At 38.5% G+C, this 18,683-nt stretch carries 15 protein-coding genes and 3 pseudogenes; 9 read left to right on the top strand and 9 right to left on the bottom strand.

Going from position 1 to position 18,683, the window contains the following annotated elements:
• Nucleotides 1-8 precede the first annotated feature (8 nt).
• The 4 genes from H5160_RS12380 to H5160_RS12365 are packed head-to-tail and all read right to left on the bottom strand — an operon-like array spanning nt 9 to nt 3,731.
• Nucleotides 9-902, bottom strand: a complete 894-nt coding sequence (locus tag H5160_RS12380) for an amidohydrolase family protein (RefSeq protein ID WP_310735995.1) — start codon at nt 900-902, stop codon at nt 9-11.
• The gene (locus tag H5160_RS12375; RefSeq protein ID WP_182737643.1) at nt 899-1,918 is read right to left on the bottom strand and encodes an amidohydrolase family protein; all 1,020 of its coding nucleotides are present in this window, start codon (nt 1,916-1,918) and stop codon (nt 899-901) included. The genes H5160_RS12380 and H5160_RS12375 overlap by 4 nt, the downstream gene beginning before the upstream one ends.
• A 49-nt stretch (nt 1,919-1,967) precedes the next feature.
• Nucleotides 1,968-3,041, bottom strand: a complete 1,074-nt coding sequence (locus tag H5160_RS12370; RefSeq protein ID WP_182737642.1) for a 4-oxalomesaconate tautomerase — start codon at nt 3,039-3,041, stop codon at nt 1,968-1,970.
• Nucleotides 3,042-3,731: a 4-carboxy-4-hydroxy-2-oxoadipate aldolase/oxaloacetate decarboxylase gene (locus tag H5160_RS12365; protein ID WP_182737640.1), complete on the bottom strand. Its 690-nt coding sequence runs from the start codon at nt 3,729-3,731 to the stop codon at nt 3,042-3,044.
• A gap of 197 nt (nt 3,732-3,928) precedes the next feature.
• Between H5160_RS12365 and H5160_RS12360 the strand changes: the two genes are divergently transcribed.
• On the top strand, nt 3,929-5,068 hold the full coding sequence (locus tag H5160_RS12360; protein WP_259395096.1) for a LysR family transcriptional regulator: 1,140 nt from the start codon (nt 3,929-3,931) through the stop codon (nt 5,066-5,068).
• Nucleotides 5,069-5,073: 5 nt separating this feature from the next.
• Here the strand turns inward: H5160_RS12360 and H5160_RS12355 are convergent, their stop codons facing one another.
• Nucleotides 5,074-5,946 (bottom strand): helix-turn-helix domain-containing protein, encoded by an 873-nt coding sequence (locus tag H5160_RS12355; RefSeq protein ID WP_182711652.1) that lies wholly within the window; start codon nt 5,944-5,946, stop codon nt 5,074-5,076.
• Nucleotides 5,947-6,067: 121 nt separating this feature from the next.
• On the opposite strand from H5160_RS12355, the gene pobA reads away from it, so the two are divergent.
• Nucleotides 6,068-7,276: a 4-hydroxybenzoate 3-monooxygenase gene (gene pobA / locus H5160_RS12350; RefSeq protein WP_182737637.1), complete on the top strand. Its 1,209-nt coding sequence runs from the start codon at nt 6,068-6,070 to the stop codon at nt 7,274-7,276.
• Nucleotides 7,277-8,038: 762 nt separating this feature from the next.
• Here the strand turns inward: pobA and H5160_RS12345 are convergent.
• Nucleotides 8,039-9,688 carry a carboxylesterase/lipase family protein gene (locus H5160_RS12345; protein ID WP_182737635.1) on the bottom strand — a complete coding sequence of 550 codons (1,650 nt, stop codon included), beginning with the start codon at nt 9,686-9,688 and terminating at the stop codon, nt 8,039-8,041.
• Between the two features lie 263 nt (nt 9,689-9,951).
• Here H5160_RS12345 and H5160_RS12340 point away from each other — a divergent pair.
• Nucleotides 9,952-10,242: pseudogene (locus H5160_RS12340) on the top strand (MFS transporter); the annotation flags it as partial.
• A 47-nt stretch (nt 10,243-10,289) separates the two neighbouring features.
• On the opposite strand, the gene H5160_RS12335 reads toward H5160_RS12340, so the two are convergent.
• Both H5160_RS12335 and H5160_RS12330 read right to left on the bottom strand, forming a co-directional pair.
• On the bottom strand, nt 10,290-10,958 hold the full coding sequence (locus tag H5160_RS12335; protein WP_101163047.1) for a response regulator: 669 nt from the start codon (nt 10,956-10,958) through the stop codon (nt 10,290-10,292).
• Entirely contained in the window at nt 10,951-12,255 is a 1,305-nt protein-coding gene (locus H5160_RS12330) for a DUF4118 domain-containing protein (protein WP_182711649.1), read from the bottom strand. Before H5160_RS12330 ends, H5160_RS12335 begins: the two co-directional genes overlap by 8 nt.
• A gap of 182 nt (nt 12,256-12,437) precedes the next feature.
• On the opposite strand from H5160_RS12330, the gene H5160_RS12325 reads away from it, so the two are divergent.
• The 4 genes and pseudogenes from H5160_RS12325 to H5160_RS12310 all read left to right on the top strand — a co-directional run.
• The gene (locus tag H5160_RS12325; protein ID WP_024596486.1) at nt 12,438-13,097 is read left to right on the top strand and encodes a TrkA family potassium uptake protein; all 660 of its coding nucleotides are present in this window, start codon (nt 12,438-12,440) and stop codon (nt 13,095-13,097) included.
• The gene (locus H5160_RS12320) at nt 13,094-14,461 is read left to right on the top strand and encodes a TrkH family potassium uptake protein (RefSeq protein WP_101163049.1); all 1,368 of its coding nucleotides are present in this window, start codon (nt 13,094-13,096) and stop codon (nt 14,459-14,461) included. The genes H5160_RS12325 and H5160_RS12320 overlap by 4 nt, the downstream gene beginning before the upstream one ends.
• Nucleotides 14,462-14,743: 282 nt before the next feature.
• A pseudogene (xylA, locus tag H5160_RS12315) lies at nt 14,744-15,760 on the top strand (xylose isomerase); the annotation flags it as partial.
• 36 nt (nt 15,761-15,796) lie between these two features.
• Nucleotides 15,797-15,949, top strand: a pseudogene (locus tag H5160_RS12310) (transaldolase family protein); the annotation flags it as partial.
• 27 nt (nt 15,950-15,976) lie between these two features.
• On the opposite strand, the gene H5160_RS12305 reads toward H5160_RS12310, so the two are convergent.
• Nucleotides 15,977-16,864: a LysR family transcriptional regulator gene (locus H5160_RS12305; RefSeq protein ID WP_002962592.1), complete on the bottom strand. Its 888-nt coding sequence runs from the start codon at nt 16,862-16,864 to the stop codon at nt 15,977-15,979.
• A 164-nt stretch (nt 16,865-17,028) separates the two neighbouring features.
• Between H5160_RS12305 and H5160_RS12300 the strand changes: the two genes are divergently transcribed.
• Complete coding sequence (locus tag H5160_RS12300) at nt 17,029-17,361, top strand: DoxX family protein (RefSeq protein ID WP_240915869.1); 333 nt, start codon at nt 17,029-17,031, stop codon at nt 17,359-17,361.
• Between the two features lie 278 nt (nt 17,362-17,639).
• Nucleotides 17,640-18,593: an MBL fold metallo-hydrolase gene (locus tag H5160_RS12295; protein WP_024594959.1), complete on the top strand. Its 954-nt coding sequence runs from the start codon at nt 17,640-17,642 to the stop codon at nt 18,591-18,593.
• The last annotated feature ends 90 nt before the right edge of the window (nt 18,594-18,683 follow it).

Here is an 18,683-nt window from a genome sequence, read left to right as displayed (position 1 = left end):
TGTATTCCTTATTTCGACCAATACAAACGCATTGGATTATCAATTAATAACTTTTTCTGTAATTCAGCAGTAGGTGCAAAAAGTGGAATCATGTCCACTAATTTACCATCGTCGGGCATGTGGCTTTTCATATTTGGGTGCGGCCAATCAGTGCCCCATAAAACACGATCAGGAAAACTTTCCACGACTTTACGCGCAAAAGGAACAACGTCTTGGTAGCCTTTATCAGGACCATCAGCAGAGATCCGTTCAGGGCAACTTACTTTAGACCACACATTTTCATTCTCACGCATAAACTGTAAAAACAACGCAAAGTCTTCGCCTTCAACAGGTTTAGTAACATCTGGGCGCCCCATATGGTCAACGACTAATGTCGTTGGCAAACTAGTGAAAAAATCATAAAGCTCGGGCAAATCTTGGCTTTCAAAATAGATAACAATGTGCCAATTACGTTTAACAATACGATCAGCTATACGTTTTAACGAGTCAAATGGCAAGGCATCAACTAGGCGCTTTACAAAATTAAAACGTACACCGCGTACACCTGCAGCATGTAATTTATCAAGCTCGGCTTCGCTAATATCTTCTTTAATAGTTGCAATACCACGTGCTAAACCATTTGATGCTAAAAGCGCATCTACCATCGCATTGTTGTCAGCTCCATGACAGGTTGCTTGCACAATAACATTTCGACTAAATCCTAAGTAATCGCGTAAATCCCAGAGCTGCTGTTTTGATGCATCGCACGGTGTGTATTTACGCTCGGGCGCAAAACCAAACTCATTGCCGGGGCCGAATACATGACAATGCGCATCAACCGCACCTTCGGGTAACTCAAAACCAGGTTTTGATGGCGATTGATGCCAATGAAGCCAATCGGCATCCATTATAAATTTACTCACAAACCCATCCCTTTTAATTTGACGTCCAAGCGTGGGTATACGCGACGCGCATTCTCTTCAAAAATCGCTTTTTTGTCTGCTGCCGATATTTCTAATGTGTCAATGTAACGTTTAGTATCATCAAAATAGTGTCCGGTTTGCGGATCAATACCACGCACAGCCCCAATCATTTCAGAGCCAAATAAAATATTTTTGGTATCAATAACGTCTACTAATAAATCTATGCCTGGTTGATGATAAACGCAGGTATCAAAATATACATTTTTCATAACATGCTCGTTAAGTGGTGGCTGCTTCATCATATCAGCCAATCCACGATAACGCCCCCAATGATAAGGCACCGCTCCACCACCATGGGGTATAATAAACCGTAAATCAGGAAACTCTTTAAACAAGTCACCTTGTAAAAATTGCATGAATGCGGTGGTATCAGCATTCATATAATGCGCGCCCGTCGCATGAAAATTTGGATTACATGAGCCCGATACATGGATCATTGCAGGAACATCGAGCTCAACCATTTTTTCATAAAGTGGAAACCAACTCGGATCGGTTAACGGAGCTGAAGTCCAATGACCACCAGAAGGGTCAGGGTTTAAATTACAACCAACAAATCCTAATTCATTAACACAGCGCTCTAGCTCAGCAACTGAATTTTCAATTGGTACTCCCGGCGATTGTGGTAATTGGCACACTCCTATAAAACGCGTAGGGTATAAGTCAACAACTCGCGCTATTAAATCGTTACAGGCTGAGGTCCATTGTTTTGATACCTCCTCATTACCTACGTGATGAGCCATAGCCGATGCACGAGGTGAAAAAATAGTCATATCTAAGCCGCGTTCATCAAGTAATTTTAACTGATTTTTTTCAATACTTTCGCGAATTTCATCGTCCGAAATATAGGGAACGCCTGGAAGGGCTCTTCCCTCTTCAAATGCTTTAATTTGCGCTGTTCTAAAAAGCTGTAATGACTCTGGCGCTGTTGTGTAATGTCCGTGGCAGTCTATTATCATTGTGTGTCTCCTGCTGAGAGTATTATTGAAACTATCTTTTAGTAGTCGATCAAGCCATTGCTAAGCCGACCATTAATAAGCGCGCGGTTCTTAACAGCGCAGAACGATGTATTTTATAAGTGCTCAGTTGAGCGATACCTGATACCTGCATTTCAACAGTAAACTGACCCGTTGGATGCTCAACAACGATATCAAACTCCCCATCAATAAAGTTTTGGTTAGCATGCCTATAGGCTACTGTACCTTTTAAAACACATGCACTTGCTACGCTCACACTGCCTAACACCCCAATAGCCTCATGAACACGGTGGGGTATAAATGTTCGAGTGTTAATTACCCCACCATTTTTTGCAGGGCTTACTAAAGACATTTTTGGAATCGTTTTATTAGTTACATCCCCTAAATTCATCATCTTAGCCGCGATTAAACGAATAACTTCAATCTTTTGCTTTAAATCGGTATTATCTTCGAGTGTATTAGGCGACTCATCACCCACTAAACCAAACTCGCTAGCATCTAAAATAACCACCGGCATGCCGTTATCAATACAGGTTATTGAATACCCATTAATTTCATCTATGGCATTACCCGTAGGAAAAAGTGCACCACAATTGGCACCCGCTATATCTAGAAAGTCGAGCGTGATAGGCGCTGCTGAACCTGGTACACCGTCGATTACGGCCTCCCCTTTATAGCTTACTTTGCCATTAGGAGTTTGAACGCGTGCAACAGCTGAGGCTGCAGTATTTAGCATATGAATTCGTACATCGGTTGTTTTTTCTTTTGCATTCACTAAGCCCTGCTCAATTGCAAATGGCGCAACACCGGCGAGTAAATTGCCACAATTTTGTGTATCACTCACCACCGCTTTATCAACTACAACTTGTAAAAAAAGGTAATCCACATCAGTATTTGCTCGCATTGATTTTTCAACAATAGCCACTTTACTGGTGAGAGGATGCGCACCACCTAAACCATCAATTTGCCTTGTGTCAGGCGACCCCATTATGTGTAACAGTAATTCATCGCGCTTTGAGGAATCACTCGGAAGATCACTGGCTAAAAAATAAAGCCCTTTAGAGGTACCACCGCGCATAATTGAGCAAGGAATAGCCGCGTGCATTTACTTATCCTCACTTTGCTTTATATAAGTTAAGCCTTTAGCTGCTAAACGCTCGCGCATAGCATATATATCCAAACCTAACTCACCCGAAGCTAAACGCTTTCGCTTGTCTTCTTCGTTAGCAACACGTTTCAGGACTTTTTCATGAACCTCTTCACCACGACTTTGTTCAACAACAACAACGCCATCATCATCAGCAACAATGATGTCTCCAGGTTTTATATAAGCCCCTGCGCACACAACTGGCACATTGACATTTGCAATGGTTTCTTTAACTGTACCTTGCGCATAAACATCTTTAGACCAAACCGGGAAGCCCATTTCAGTCAGTGTTGCGATATCGCGTACGCCACCATCAATAATTAAACCTTTAACGCCTCGCGCTTGTAATGAAGTTGCCAACAAGTCACCAAAAAAACCGTCAATACACCCGCTCGTAGGTGTAACAACAAGTACATCACCTGGCTGACATTGCTCTACAGCTACATGAATCATCCAGTTGTCGCCAGGAGCCACTTCACATGTTACTGCACTGCCAGCAATACGAGCAAAGCGATAAATAGGCTTCATATAGCTGGCTAATAAGCCAACGCGACCTTGTGCCTCATGTACCGTTGCAACTTCAGCATTTTGGTATTTTTCTAATATCTCTTTATTAGGGCGCGCTATATCTGTAATACACACAGCCATACTATTTACCTTATTTATAATTAAACGCTATTGATGCAATGAGTATATTGAAGTCAGCTATATAAAGAACTTTAAAAAGCTGTCAAAGGACATTAGTTTTTTCTATAGTGGTAGTAATCAAATATTAATGTGTGAGTTAAATAAAAATGAATTTTAACAATAGACATTTGTTAAGCGCCTTGTATATAAAGAACTTAATGTCGTTAAGCAAGGCAGCTAATACTGTTCACTTAACCCAGTCGGCACTCACCCAAGGCATTAAAAAACTTGAAAACGAACTTAATCAAGTCCTATTTATTCGGACCCACTCGGGGATGACACCGACGCCAAGCGGTATATTTTTTCTAAACCGGGTTGAACGTGCATTTGAGTATTTGGATGAATTTTCGAGGGTTATTTTTAATAATAAACATAAGCAAGATGCCTTTAATCGCTCTGTCACTTCAAAGCAATTAGTAGCACTCATACACTTAGTACAAATGAAAAACTACACCGCTGCAGCCAATAAACTTAATTTGTCGCAACCCACCTTACACCGCAGCATCAAAGATTTAGAGCAACTATGTAAAAAGGACCTCGCGGTACGTTCACCCGTGGGTATTGAACCTACTTGGACGGCAAACTTGCTAAATCGTTTTGCAAAGCTGTTTTTCTCTGAATTACGCCAAGGTATTTATGAAATGAGGGAGTTTAATGGACAAATGGATGGTGCTCTAAAAGTAGGAAGCTTACCATTGGCACGCTCAGCTATTGTGCCATTGAGTATTATTGCTTTAAATAATGAATTTCCTGATGCCCAGCTAAGTATTATAGATGGTCCATACCAAGAGCAGCTAGCTAACTTGCTTCATGGTGAAATTGACATCATTGTCGGTGCATTACGCATCCCTGCTCAACATAATGATATTGAACAAATTCCATTATTTAAAGATCAACTTTGTGTTGTAGTAAATGCTCAACACCCTTTGGCAAGCCGCCAAACAATATCAACAAAAGAGCTCCAGCAACTTGATTGGGTAGCACCTAACAAAAGCACACCCGCGTGGCAGGTTTTTAGTAACATATTTGTTAGCCGAGGTTTACCACCACCAAGCCATGTAATAGAGTGCAGCTCGCAAGTTGCTGCGCGCGGTATTTTATTAAACAGTTCTCGAGCGGCCTTGTTGCCAGCCAAGCAAGTTGAAATAGAAGTACAAACAGGAATATTAGCTATCTGCCCGATGACACTGCCCGATACTGACCGTAGTATAGGACTGACGATACGAAAAGACTGGCAGCCTACCCAAATGCAATCGCGTTTTTTAACAATAATTAAAAACAATACGCGCATGCTTTAATCGAGCTAGTTAATATTCGACTGTTGCTTGAATAATGTTGGGGTTGTATTAGTGGCTAACTTAAAAAAACGGCAAAAATACGCGCTATCTTTAAATCCTAAATGAAGCGCTATTTCGTCGATTGTTTGTGTAGTATAGATTAAACGTCGCTTTGCCTCAGTGATCAGACGTTGATGAGCAATTGCTTTGGGAGAATCATTTAATAAACTTTTACAAATACGGTTTAACTTTGAAGTAGATATATGTAGCTTCTCAGCGTAGTCAGGAATAGTCATATGTGAGGTATAATTTAGCTCAATTAAGCTTCTAAAATTAACGACTATTTCTGTTTCTCGACTGCGGGCGTTACTTGCCAAAAGAGTAGTGTTTTTTTGCCTAAAAATATTTAATAATATCAATTTTAGCAATTGCTCAACGGCAATAGGCGCACCTAATTCATTATAATTAATTTCATACATTAGCAGCTCTATGTAGTGCTTTAAATGCACTAAACGTGCTGCATTTTCAAACTCAACCGTTAATGGCTTTAATAACAATTGATTCAGGCTAGTCTCACCATAATTGCTTACTAAAAAACTGTCGTCTATTGAAATTACAAAGCCTTGTGTGCGTGGTTTAAAATGAAAGCCATGTACAACACCAGCCGGAATAATTACCCCCCAATCCCCATTCAGTTGATACTCTCTTTCATCTAACCTCGCAGCCCAAGAGTTATTAAAAACAATTACAATTTGAACTAACTTATTATGACGATGTGGTGATATCTCCCATTTAAGCTCACTGCTTCGATAAGCTATATCTTCAACATGAACAGCACCTGGCTCTTGGCGAATAAACGGCTCTCCGTATAGGTCATAAAATGGAATTTTTTTATTCATGTGCACGTGTACTCAAATTAACTTTGACTCAAAAGTACAACAGATGACATCAATTGTGAATGGTTTAAACATTAACTAATGAGCAATATAAAAGAACACGATGTTTTCAACGAGTATAAAAATGCAATCATTAAAAACTAAAATAGCAATCATTGGCGCTGGGCCCTCTGGATTGTTACTCGGTCAACTTCTAGCTAAAAAGGGGATCGATAACATAATTATAGAGCGCGCATCAGGCGAATATATTTTAGGTCGTATTCGTGCAGGTATTTTAGAACAAGGATTAGTGAGTCTACTAGCAGAAGCTGGTGTAGATGAGCGAATGAAAAAGGAAGGCCACATTCACGATGGCTTTGAAATAGCACATTATGGTCAACGTCATCGAATCGATATAAAGGCACTTACAAATGGCAGCACCGTTATGTGTTACGGGCAAACAGAAGTTACCCGTGATTTAATGCAAGCGCGCCAAAACATAGGGGCAACGACTTATTATGAGTCTAGTGATGTTGCCATTCATGAGCAAAGTTCAAACTCCCCATTTGTAACGTTTACACAAAATGGTATTAAATATAAATTAGACTGTGATTATATTGCTGGATGCGATGGCTTTCATGGCGTTTCTCGACAATCTATCCCTAAAGAAAAACGTAACGAATTTGAACGTATTTATCCTTTTGGCTGGCTTGGGTTACTTAGCGATACTCCCCCCGTTGCTGATGAGCTTATTTACTGTAAAACTAAACGAGGCTTTGCTTTAGCTAGTATGCGCTCTTCAACCCGTTCACGTTATTATTTACAGGTGCCATTAACTGATAAAATTGAAGATTGGTCTGATGATGAATTTTGGACTGAGCTTAAAAAACGCTTACCTGAAGACGTAGCTGAGATGCTGATTACCGGCCCCAGCATTGAAAAAAGTATTGCCCCTCTGCGTAGCTTTGTATGTGAACCAATGCAAGATGGACGCTTATTTTTAGTTGGCGATGCCGCTCACATTGTACCACCTACAGGCGCTAAAGGTCTTAATCTGGCAGCATCTGATGTATCCACCCTCAGCAAATTGCTAGATAAGACATACAATGGTGAGGAACCTGATGCGGTAGCCAAATACTCCGAAATAGCATTAAAAAGAGTATGGCACGCCGAGCGATTCTCATGGTGGATGTCAAACATGCTGCATGAATACGATGATGACAACATGAATGAAAACGAGACTAAAACGCTTGAACGATTCATGGCATCCGACCTTGATTTTCATCTAAATTATGAAGAAGGTAAAAAAGTAATAGCAATCCAATATGTGGGAATGCCATACGAGAAAATTTAAACAAGTTCCCTTAAAATAATAAGCTCATATGATATTAGTAACATGGGCTTTATTTATTAATATATACGATTAGTTAACTAACTTAGTTATATCGTTTAAAAGCTTAACTATCTGATCGTTTTTGATAGCTTACCAAAACTGATTAAATTCAATAATTTCATTCTTTATCGCTGAAAGTAGTGGCAAATTTTGAGTAAAATAAGGTGATGGGTTGCCATATGTAACAAATTTAACCCAAACAACATACATTTCAGTGGCAACATTTTATCTGGAGGTGATTTGCTGCTGAAATTTAACTTTCACAGAATCAAAACAATTGAATTCAAATTGTATAATATGCCTCCTAAACTTTTCCTTTTAAGCTATAAGCTATGTATTTGAATCGTTAAGGCCATGTCTGCTACCCAATAAATACGGCTTACCTAGCTACAATTTTACTGAATCAATGAAATTTTTCGTAATAATTAAAAAGTAAACAGCAACGCTTTGGTCAGGGTTTGCGCCTTGATTTAATGCTATTGTGTGGTATTTGAGTTTAATTTAAATGGCACATATGCAGCTTTAGCATACTGAATCAGCCTAACAGACGGACCAAATGGTTAATACATTAAAATCTAATATCATGCTTAAAATGCACTAAACATGCTTTGTTTAATTTTTTAATAAACACATATCAACACGCTCTAAAAATATAAATTTTAGTTATGAAAATTTAATATTTATGCCAATAAAAGCCCGTATATATACGGGCTCTATAAATGTTTATTGGCTAATTAGATTGGTTATCTCATTTAAGCGATTCTCAAGTGGGTCTTGTTTTACCTCACTTCCGTTCTCGTTAAATTCAATTATTCTATTATCTTTAGCATTGTAATTAGGCCAAGCAATGCCTTGCTTAGGTGACGGGTTGCTGTATTTAGCAAACCTTACCCATGCAGCGTGCATTACACTGGCAATTTTAAAATCGTTTTGCGATGTTAACGGATTTTGCGCAAGAGTATTAAATACAAAAGGTATTTCAGTGGCATGGTATGCGCCATCAACTTTGCCTTTTAAGTGGCTAGGGACGTAATTAAAACGATAAAGCCATGTAGGCTGTTCACTCATACTCGCTTTGCTTGCAATATAGCGCGCAGGTTCTACAAAACGCTTATCACCGAATATCATAGAGCCTAGCAGTGGATAATTTAACTCCCCATTTTTAGCTAGCACAAATGGCGCATACGCTTTAGTAAACTGAGCTTTATTGTTCACTGATTCGAGCGTTTCTGTGGCTATTGCAATAGCACCTTTCGGATTGTAGTCTTTTAAAAATCCCCACTCAAAATCCGTACTGCCAATAAAAAGTGGAACTTTTGTTTGTAGAGCTTGAGCAACCCCCTCCTCGTCACTTGTTAATACAATAGATGAGTCAATCATAGGCCCGCTGTAAGTAGGCGTATTTGCGTTCATCATATTCAAACCGCTCAATACCTTTTCTGCAGGTAAAGCACGTAGTTTTGCGAGTGCTTTTATATCATTGGTATTAATTCCCACACTTCTCGCAAATTGAATGCCAGCATCCTCAGCTGAAGGGTTACCTTTAGTGCCTTTTTTATTTAAGTATACGACCGTCTCTGTCGAATCACTTCTACCACCCCCTGATTGCACAATCGCTTTGTGAAAAAGCCCTTTAGATTGGGGCGATAACATATGAAAATTCACCGAGCGACCACCAGCTGACTCACCAAAAAGTGTTACATTATCAGCGTCTCCACCAAAATGGGTAATGTTATTTTTAACCCATTTTAGGGCCGCGATTTGATCCATTAAGCCGTAATTTCCAAGCGGTGTATTTTTGCTTTGTTCACTCAACCCAGGATGAGCAAAGAAACCAAAACGCCCTAACCTGTAGTTAAAACTAACAAATACAACGCCCGATTCGGCAAACGACTGACCACTATAAATAGCCGCTGACGAACCACCATTGACAAAGCCTCCACCGTGTATCCACACCATAACTGGGCGCTTTTGAGTGATATCTTGTGCTGGTGCCCATATATTTAAGTAAAGGCAGTCTTCACTCAATGAGCCTTTTAGGGGCGCCGAATCACCAGGAAATGTGGTTTGCATACAGTCAGGGGCATATTGAGTTGCATCAAGCACGTCTCGCCACTGAGTCGCACTTTTAGGTCCCTGCCAGCGTAAATTAGCAATAGGTGCTTGTGCATAAGGGATCCCCAAAAATTTATTAACTGGCATTTTTGTATCTAGTGCAGACACCCTTTTAACAAGCCCTAATTGTGTTTTTGCAATCACATTATGTGTGGCTTTTGCTTGCTCATTAAGTTCAGCTGAGTCTTGCCCGTTCGCACAAATACTTATGCTCATAAACATTGCAATGATAAAGCGAATTCGTTTTAAGGTATTCATATTAAATTCCTGAATTAAGCAGGTTGCCTTATTAAGCAATTGCTTATTGATTAATGCAGCCACATGAAAAAGCCGCATTATATAAGTATTACTAACTTGGGTATCTCACATTGAAATAAAGAGAGCACTACTCTGTAGAGCAGGTTTAATGCGCTTTATATTGGGCTAGCTGAACGTTTGGCTTTTATATCAACTTCGGCTATGTCCATGAGCGGTTATTACTAATTTTTTGTATGTAATCAAGATTTGGCTGCTTTGGTTTTCTTGTAAAGGCCAACTTATATGTATTCTTTTTTAACCTTTAATGGAGTCCCGTAATGTGGGTAATGCTCGGCGAGATATTTCCAAATAGCATGAGAGGATTAGGCTTAGGGGTTGCAGGGCTTGCTCAATGGCTGGATGATTTTTTAGTCACTATTACCTTTCCCATATTGCTAGCCGCTGGAGGGCTTGTACTCGCATATTCGCTCTATGCATTTTTTGCATTAATATCGGTGCTTTTTGTTATTTATTTAGTAACAGAAACCAAAGGAACGAAACTAGAAAACGTGTAACTTTATCGTCCTAAATAGCTAAATTTAGGACGATAATTTTTTAGTGCCTACCCAACTAATCTATAACCTACCGCTGGCTCAGTTAAGATATGAATAGGGCTTGCAGGGTTTACCTCAAGCTTTTGTCTTAGTTGCGCTACATGTACACGAATATACTCAGGTCTATTAATGTATTGCTCCCCCCATACCTGACTTAAAATAGCATTATGAGTAAGCACTTTATCTTTATTTTGAAATAACATAAGCAAAATTTTATATTCTTTATTAGTGAGCTTTACATCGCTGCTGTTAAGCGTAACTGTGTGCTTATGCGGATCTATAATGATGTTACCGCATTGCAGTGCCAAACTGGGCTGTGTATTTACTCTTAGTAGCACACGCATTCTTGCCAGAAGTTCGTTTGCACTAAAAGGTTTGGTTATATAATCGTTTGCCCCATTATCAAGGGCTGTAACTTTTTCCACCTCGCCATCGCGAGCCGAAAGCACTAATATTGGTATTTGGCTCCATTGTCGTACTTCAAGTAACCAAGCCTGTCCATCCATATCAAGCAAACCCAAATCAAGTAACACTAAGTCAAAGCTTTGCTCACTCATTAATGAAAAACCATCAAGCCCTTTCGCACTAATTGATACGTTATAGCCACTGGCACCTAGTAATGTTTTTAAAAAACTTTGCAGTGCAGGTGAGTCTTCTAGCACCAATACATTAATCATTCTTTGCACTCCAGCTAAGTATTGCTGTGGCTACTTGGGTCAGCTCATCAATAGCTAATACAAATTCGCCTTGATGAAACTGAGCAACTACATCGCAAATTACGCTACCAAGCCCAACTCCTTCATCCGAACTGCTTGGATGAGTAACTATGAGATTGCTTACGGCTATTTTATAGTGTGTTATATTAGCAATTCGCTCAGTATTAAAGTCCACTGTCGCCGCTCCATCACCGTAACGTGCCGCGTTTTCGAATATATTCGCAAGCGCGATTTCTAAAAGTGTTATATCACCTATACAACAAGTGGCTTTATCAAAGACTAACGCTAAGTTAAAACCACTTAATTGCTGCTGCCTGCGTGCTTTAGCCTCAGTAATAAGTGTATGTACGTTTATAGCTTGCCATGCTAGCTGCTCTCCTATTTTATTTACCCGGCTAAGCTCCATCACTTTATTAAAATGCTGATTTAAGATTTCACTTTGCTCATAAATATTTTTTGCTTGTTCTGTAATTGATGCCTTACTCAGCTCAATATTTTCGTCAGCTAACATGCTTGATGAGCCCATAATAGTAGCCAAAGGCGTGCGTAGATCATGAGATAAACTACGCAGCAATGCGTTTTTAGCACGTTCTAACTCTGCTTGTACTTTCATCGATGCCGACTGGTTTCTAAGATTTGAGTTTTCGTGGACCTGAAACAACAAAGACAGTGCCGTATCTATAAATGCACGGTTTTCAGGACTAAGTTCGGCATCTGCAATAAAGCCGCCCCATTGTGTGTTTTGTTCGATATTAAAGTACTCTCCATTATCCATTGTATTATTGTTCCAACGAAGTGTAATATCTAGATGGTTTTTAATCGATATTGTAAATACTTGGCGCTGAGCGTTTATATCATCAAGCCCATTAAGCGCCTTAGCTAACTCATATAAACATCGTGTATTGCTGGCATGTAACTGGGTATCACGAACGTTTTTACTTAGCTCGCCCGCCAATTTGCTTATCATCAAGCCAACTATAAGCATGACAGTAAAAGTGACTAAGTATTCAATTTTTTCGATATGAAATGTAAAGTACGGCAGTACAAAAAACCAGTCGGTACATGCCACACTAACTAACGTTGTAATCCCCGCTAAGGCTGCATTTTGACGCACCGCAACCCATGCCACCCAAAGTAATTGCAACATGACAATGTCGGTGGTCGTTAGCCACTCTCGAACTGGAAAAATAGCCAGCACAATAAAAATAGGCGCAATTGTTGTTAATAAAAGCGGCTTAAGCCATTTATTAATACCCATTTGTGCACTCCCATAAAATTCTCTTTTTATAGGTTACTGCTTTTTAATACGTTGTGTATAAAGTTTTTATAAAGATTTTTGGCTGTAGTGTTAAATGTTTATAAAGCTTAATTGATATGGGGTGACTCTTTTTTAAAATTCCATAGTCTTTGCTATGTAGTATTTTTTAAATAGGAACGCACATGGCACAGTTTGCAGTAATTGGATTAGGTAGTTTTGGTGTTACCGCCTCGCTTGAGCTTGCTAATCAGGGGCATCACGTTTGCGCAGCCGATATAAGCGAAAGCACCATTAACACGTTTGCTAATCAGTTAAATTACACTGTCATTTTAGATGCTAGTGATGAAACACAGCTTGCTCGACTCGACTTAACCAGCTGCCAAGCTGTATTAGTTGCAATTGGTGAAAACATAGAAGCGAGTATTTTATGCGTGCTGCATTTAAAAAACCTTGGTGTTAAACAAATATGGGTTAAGGCGTGCTCTAAAAGTCACCATCAAATTTTAAGTAAACTTGGCGTATCTCGTATTATTCACCCCGAAGAAGAAATGGGGATCAGAGTAGCACATGCACTTAACTACCCTATGGTTAACCAGTACTTTGCGCTTACACAATCTACATTTATTGTTGAGCTTGCCATAGATTTACATTTATCAGGGCGCAATATTGGCTGGCTTCTAAAAGAGCGTAACTCAGATATAAAACCGCTCACCTTACGCCGAGATGATAATTTCAATACAGACCTAACACTCGACACCGAGTTACGCCATGGTGATAGCCTTGTATTACTGGGCTCTAAACATTACCTAACAAAACTCACCAAACGGTTTAAAGCTTTATGATTAACTGGCAAGCACACGTACTTCCAAAGCAATTTAATCGCCGTTTAAAAAATTTCAAAAGGCCTGTTAACCCCCCTTTAATTTTAACTGCTGGTTTTTTTGCTCTCATTATTTTAGGCACTTGCTTATTACTATTACCTTTTGCAAGTGTTGAATCGCTTAGCTTTATTCAAGCTTTTTTTACTGCATCCTCTGCGGTTACAGTTACAGGCTTAGTTGTTATTGATACAGGTACTGCGCTAACCACATTTGGGCAATGTGTTGTTATGGTACTTATTCAAATTGGAGGAATCGGCTTTATGACCGTAGCCGTTATTTCATTTTTAAGTATTGGTAAAAACTTAGGATTAAAACAACGTTTACTTGCAAGCCAAGCATTCGATACAAGCGATTTAAATGGAGTGATCCATGTAGCTAGATGTGTAATAACTTACTCGCTAATAATTCAGACTATAGCATTTTGCTTACTTTTTATTAGCTGGGTAGATGACTATGGTATTGCGGGTAGCGCCTATCAAAGTCTATTTTATACTATTTCGGCTTTTAACAATGCCGGGTTTGCACTCGACAGTAATAGCTTAATGGCTTTTAAAAGTGATGTATCTGTTAATCTTATTATCAGTGCATTATTTATAATCGGTGGCTTAGGGTTTACCGTTTTAATAGATATATATCAACAACGTCGCTGGCATAAATTAGCAACTAATACACGTATTGTATTAATTGCAAGTGCTGTAATAAATTGCAGTGCATTTTTGCTTATTTTTTTATTTGAATATTCAAATCCAGCCACACTTGCCAACCTACCTATTAACGAGCAAGTAATTGCTGCTTGGTTTCAAGCAGTTACACCACGTACTGCAGGCTTTAATACTTTACCTATTAGCCAGCTCAGTTCCGACTCGACATTGCTTACATTGTTATTAATGGTAATAGGTGGCGGTTCGGTAAGTACAGCAAGCGGCATTAAAATAGGAACTTTTGTTATTTTACTACTTGCTATGTATAGTTATTTACGCCAAAAACCACAGGTAACCATATTTAACAGAGAGCTAAGCGACAAACTTGTGATAAAAGCATTGAGTGTTGTAATTTTATACTTATTTACGGCTTTTTTAAGCATCATGATTATGAGTAAAATCGAGCAAGCGTCTCTTTTAGATATTACTTTTGAAGTAATTTCGGCATTGAGCACTGTAGGGCTATCTCGTGATTTTACTAGTAATTTAAGTATGCCAAGCCAGCTAATAATAATTTTACTTATGCTGATTGGCAGAGTAGGTCCACTGACATTTGCTTATTGTTTTGCAAAACCTAAATTACAACCTCTTAAATTTGCTAAAACAACCATACAAATAGGGTAACTATTATTAAGGCCACTTAGCCAGCATAATTTATGTAAGGTACTATTGCGGTGCAAGTTAGAAAATTAATGACTCCTAAATATAACTTTATCTATTAGGAGTCTTTTATAGAAAAATAAAAATGAATATAAGCACTCTTTTTCATTGTAGATATGAAAATAAATAAAATAAGCGCCAAACTATTACAATAGTTTTGGCGCTTATTAAAGGGGTAATATTTACCCTTTCATTTGTTCAAGCTCTTTGCCTTTGGTTTCGTGTAAAAACTTAAATACAAATATTTTTCATGATGTTGATATTGCCCCTGAAGGCAAAACACTACAAGAAAGCCTCGATAACGTAACGCACATAGCTAACATTATCTAAAAAGAAATGCAACGCACTGGTGTAAAGCCACTGTGGGGTACTGCTAACTTGTTCTCAAACAAACGTTTTTGTGCCGGTGGTGCAACAAACCCTAATCCTAATACGTATGCATATGCAGCAGCGCAAGTTAAACATGCAATGGAAATTACGCATCGTTTAGGCGGCGAAAACTACGTACTTTGGGGTGGTCGTGAAGGTTACGACACACTACTAAATACAGAACTTGCGCAAGAAAGCGAGCAGTACGCACGCTTTTTGAAAATGGTTGTAGAACACAAGAAAAAAATTGGTTTTAAAGGCACATTATTAATTGAACCAAAACCACAAGAGCCAACTAAGCACCAGTACGATTACGATACAGCAACGGTTGCAGGCTTTTTACACAAGCACGGCTTACAAGACGAAATTAAAGTAAACATTGAAGCAAACCACGCAACACTTGCAGGTCATAGCTTCCACCACGAAATTGCCGTTGCTTGCGCTAAAGGTATTATGGGTAGTATTGATGCTAACCGTGGTGATATGCAAAACGGATGGGATACAGATCAATTCCCTAACGATGTAGCTGAGTGAACACTTGTCGTTTACGAAATTTTAAAGAATGGCGGTTTTACAACCGGTGGCTTTAACTTTGATACTAAACTTCGTCGTCAATCGTGTGAACGCGATGATTTATTCATCGGTCACATTGGTGGTATGGATACGATGGCAAAAGCATTACTCAATGCAGCAGCAATGATTGAAGGCGGCGAGCTTTCTGACTTTGTAGAAAAACGTTACGCAGGTTGGAAAGAAGACCTAGGCCAAAGCATTTTAAAAGGTGAACAATCACTTGAGAGCCTTGCTGCGTTAGTACACGAAAACAACATCTATCCTAAGCAAGTTTCTGGCCGACAAGAGCTGCTTGAGAATATTGTTAACCGCTACGTATAAGGACATCGCCTCGGTTTTAAAGCCGAGGCGTACATCATTATGAACTTGTTAGAACAACTCAAAAAAGTAACCACGGTCGTTGCCGACAGTGGCGATGTAGAGTCAATCAAAGCCCTACAACCGGTTGATGCAACAACCAATCCTTCGTTAATTTTACAAGCTGCAAAATTACCTCAATATAAACACTTAAATACGTTTTTCACATATATGTAATTGTTATATCTGATAGTTTTTAAATTGCTCCCACACGGCCTCTCCTACAGGTCCCAACACTTCTCCCCTTTTCTTAATAATGTAATATTTTAGAGGCGTTATATTTTGCACATCACTAAGTGACAGCATTTTCAGAGTATTATTTGCAATACCTTCATCAGCTAAATAACCTGGTAATTTGCCCCAACCCATTGCACTTTCGATAAGCATTTTTTTAGTTGGAAAGTCATTTACATACCATCGTCGCTGACCTTGCTGTACACCCCACTCTATGTTTTTTGAACCAGTGCCTGAGTCCTGCACAATTATTTGGTATTCGTTCAACAAATCAGTGGCTTGCCTTAGGTTTGGATTTCGTTTTAACAACAAAGGGGAAGCTACATTGATTAATGAGCCGCTATTTAACAAATGCTTTTCAATTTTCTCTTCTTGTGCAGAAAATTCCATTGTTGGTGTTATACACAGATCGGCACCGCCATCAAGTAAGGCTTCAATTGCACCTGTTATGTACTCTTGCCTGATTATTATTTGAGTTTCAGGGAACTGATTTTGCATATTTTTTAGTAATGGTAAAATACCTTTTAAATTAAATGATGCTTCAATTGCAATCGTTATACTTACCTCGTTCCCCTGTGCTATGTGGTGTGCAACTTGTTTAAGTTGTGCTGCATCATCTAGCAATTTCATAGCCTTATGAAACATAGTTTTTCCTGCACTGGTAAGCTCTAACCGATAACCATTACGACTAAATAAGGCAAAGTTAAGGGTATTTTCTAGTTGCTTAATACCTTGGCTTATAGCTGGTTGAGTTTTGTGTAAAAGAGCACTTGCTTCACTCAATGATCCAACCTGAGCAACAGTAACAAACATACTAAGCTGTTCTAATTTCATAATTTACGCCAAACATGTAAAGCTAAAGTTTATATCTTATAAAAAAACATTCAATATTAATTAATAAGAGCTGTGATTATTCTAACGTCAAAAGCTAAGCATCTGCTTAAATCACTCTTATTAAAGTTGGGAATAACATGAGCACAAAAGTAAAAAGAATTTTTATGTATACATCACTAGGATTAACAACACTTGCCTTTATAGCTGCAGGCTCTGCAAAACTAGCAGGAGTTGAGCAAATGCACTTATCTTTTGCACTCATGGGTTTACCTGCTTGGTTTGGCTATTTTATTGGTGCAAGTGAACTTGCAGGTGCTGTTGCTATTTGGATAAAAAAACTAAGCATTATAGCTGCAAGTGGTTTGTTAGTTATTATGGCTGGTGCAACATTTTTTCATGTAGTTTACGACAGTGTTGCCAATGCAATACCTGCCGTTATTTTATGTGCTTTTTTAATTAATATCATAATTAACCGAGTCAATGATATAAACGCCTAGGATAGTAAGTAACCTAGAGCTATTTTAAATACAATGAATAACGATATATTCGCTTCTATCGTTATTCAAACCCTCATTTACAAAATGACTAATGCTTTCGCATCTCTCATTTAGAATAAAGATAACAAACTCGATCTCTAAACAAACAAAGGCTAAGGTTGTTTTATCCATTAAATTTTAATTTTGAGTTCATACCCTGTATTTAATAATTAAATAAACGGCGTACTAAAGTTTATTACTTGGGCTTTTAATATGCCTAATTAACTAAGGTGTAAAATATGAAAAAAACATTTTTAGGCATTTTCTCGATTACAGTAATAACTTACTTACTGAGCGGCTGCACAACATCAAATAACGGTAATATTACAAAATTGAGTGAAGATAAAATAAGTACTAGATTAAATAAATTACCTTCCTCGCTAACCTCTAGTGATTTGTTCAATACCACTGTTGTTGAACCCACTCAGCTATTTGATAACCTTTATTTTGTAGGATATATCAGCGTAGGCACTTTTGTTATCACTACAACTGAGGGCATTATTTTAATCGATACCATGTGGACTCCGCACGATGCCAAACATGTGATTGTTCCTGGACTAAAAGAGTTAGGCTTAAATCCTGAAGATATTAAATACGTAATAGTTACTCACGGCCACAGCGACCATTATGGTGGCGCTCACTACTTTGAATCACATTATGGCGCTAAAATTTTAATGAGAAAAAATGAGTGGGACTACATCCATAATCCAAATGCACCTGTATTAACTGATCCTTTCGGTAACTTTTCTACCGAAATACCATTACCTAGCACTTACACCCAAGTTATCGATGGCGAAAAAATAAGTTTAGGTAAAACTAATTTAACTGTACTTGCTACACCAGGACATACGCCTGGTGGGTTGTCTTTGATAATACCTGTTACAGATAATGGCATACCTCATACAGTTGCACTTTGGGGAGGTACCGGTTTACCGGATACTAAAGAAGCAAATCAAACTTATTTGCACTCTTTAAATTATTTTCAAAAAATTGCAAACAAAAACGATGTTGATGGAAGTATCTCAAACCACCCGTTTTCACATGATCTAATTAATCAAATTAATACATTAAAAAATCGTAAATCTGATCAACGAAACCCCGTGATAACCGGTAATAAGGCATTTAATGAGTACATAGACGATGTATTGCGAAATAACGTTCAAAAGAAACTTTCGTCATTTGAGTCAAACTAATATAGCTTTTCACGCACCGGCGTTATCGTGCTAATGTATTTATAATGACGGTATATGTCGCTTTAAAGCGATACTCATTACTAATATAAA

The sequence above is a fragment of the Pseudoalteromonas sp. SG43-4 genome (genome assembly GCF_014164325.1).
Lineage (GTDB): Bacteria > Pseudomonadota > Gammaproteobacteria > Enterobacterales > Alteromonadaceae > Pseudoalteromonas > Pseudoalteromonas distincta.
Note: the sequence above shows the minus strand (reverse complement) of the source record. Positions and strands in the feature narration are given on the sequence as shown.

Bases quoted from the DNA above. Each gene is read 5' to 3' on its own strand.
- H5160_RS12365 (WP_182737640.1), bottom strand. From the start codon at position 3,731: ATGGCTGTGTGTATTACAGATATAGCGCGCCCTAATAAAGAGATATTA.
- H5160_RS12330 (WP_182711649.1), bottom strand. From the start codon at position 12,255: ATGGGTATTAATAAATGGCTTAAGCCGCTTTTATTAACAACAATTGCG.
- H5160_RS12295 (WP_024594959.1), top strand. From the start codon at position 17,640: ATGAAAAAAACATTTTTAGGCATTTTCTCGATTACAGTAATAACTTAC.
- H5160_RS12360 (WP_259395096.1), top strand. From the start codon at position 3,929: ATGTCGTTAAGCAAGGCAGCTAATACTGTTCACTTAACCCAGTCGGCA.
- H5160_RS12305 (WP_002962592.1), bottom strand. From the start codon at position 16,864: ATGAAATTAGAACAGCTTAGTATGTTTGTTACTGTTGCTCAGGTTGGA.
- H5160_RS12320 (WP_101163049.1), top strand. From the start codon at position 13,094: ATGATTAACTGGCAAGCACACGTACTTCCAAAGCAATTTAATCGCCGT.
- H5160_RS12345 (WP_182737635.1), bottom strand. From the start codon at position 9,688: ATGAATACCTTAAAACGAATTCGCTTTATCATTGCAATGTTTATGAGC.
- H5160_RS12335 (WP_101163047.1), bottom strand. From the start codon at position 10,958: ATGATTAATGTATTGGTGCTAGAAGACTCACCTGCACTGCAAAGTTTT.
- H5160_RS12355 (WP_182711652.1), bottom strand. From the start codon at position 5,946: ATGAATAAAAAAATTCCATTTTATGACCTATACGGAGAGCCGTTTATT.
- pobA (WP_182737637.1), top strand. From the start codon at position 6,068: ATGCAATCATTAAAAACTAAAATAGCAATCATTGGCGCTGGGCCCTCT.
- H5160_RS12325 (WP_024596486.1), top strand. From the start codon at position 12,438: ATGGCACAGTTTGCAGTAATTGGATTAGGTAGTTTTGGTGTTACCGCC.
- H5160_RS12370 (WP_182737642.1), bottom strand. From the start codon at position 3,041: ATGCACGCGGCTATTCCTTGCTCAATTATGCGCGGTGGTACCTCTAAA.
- H5160_RS12375 (WP_182737643.1), bottom strand. From the start codon at position 1,918: ATGATAATAGACTGCCACGGACATTACACAACAGCGCCAGAGTCATTA.
- H5160_RS12300 (WP_240915869.1), top strand. From the start codon at position 17,029: ATGTATACATCACTAGGATTAACAACACTTGCCTTTATAGCTGCAGGC.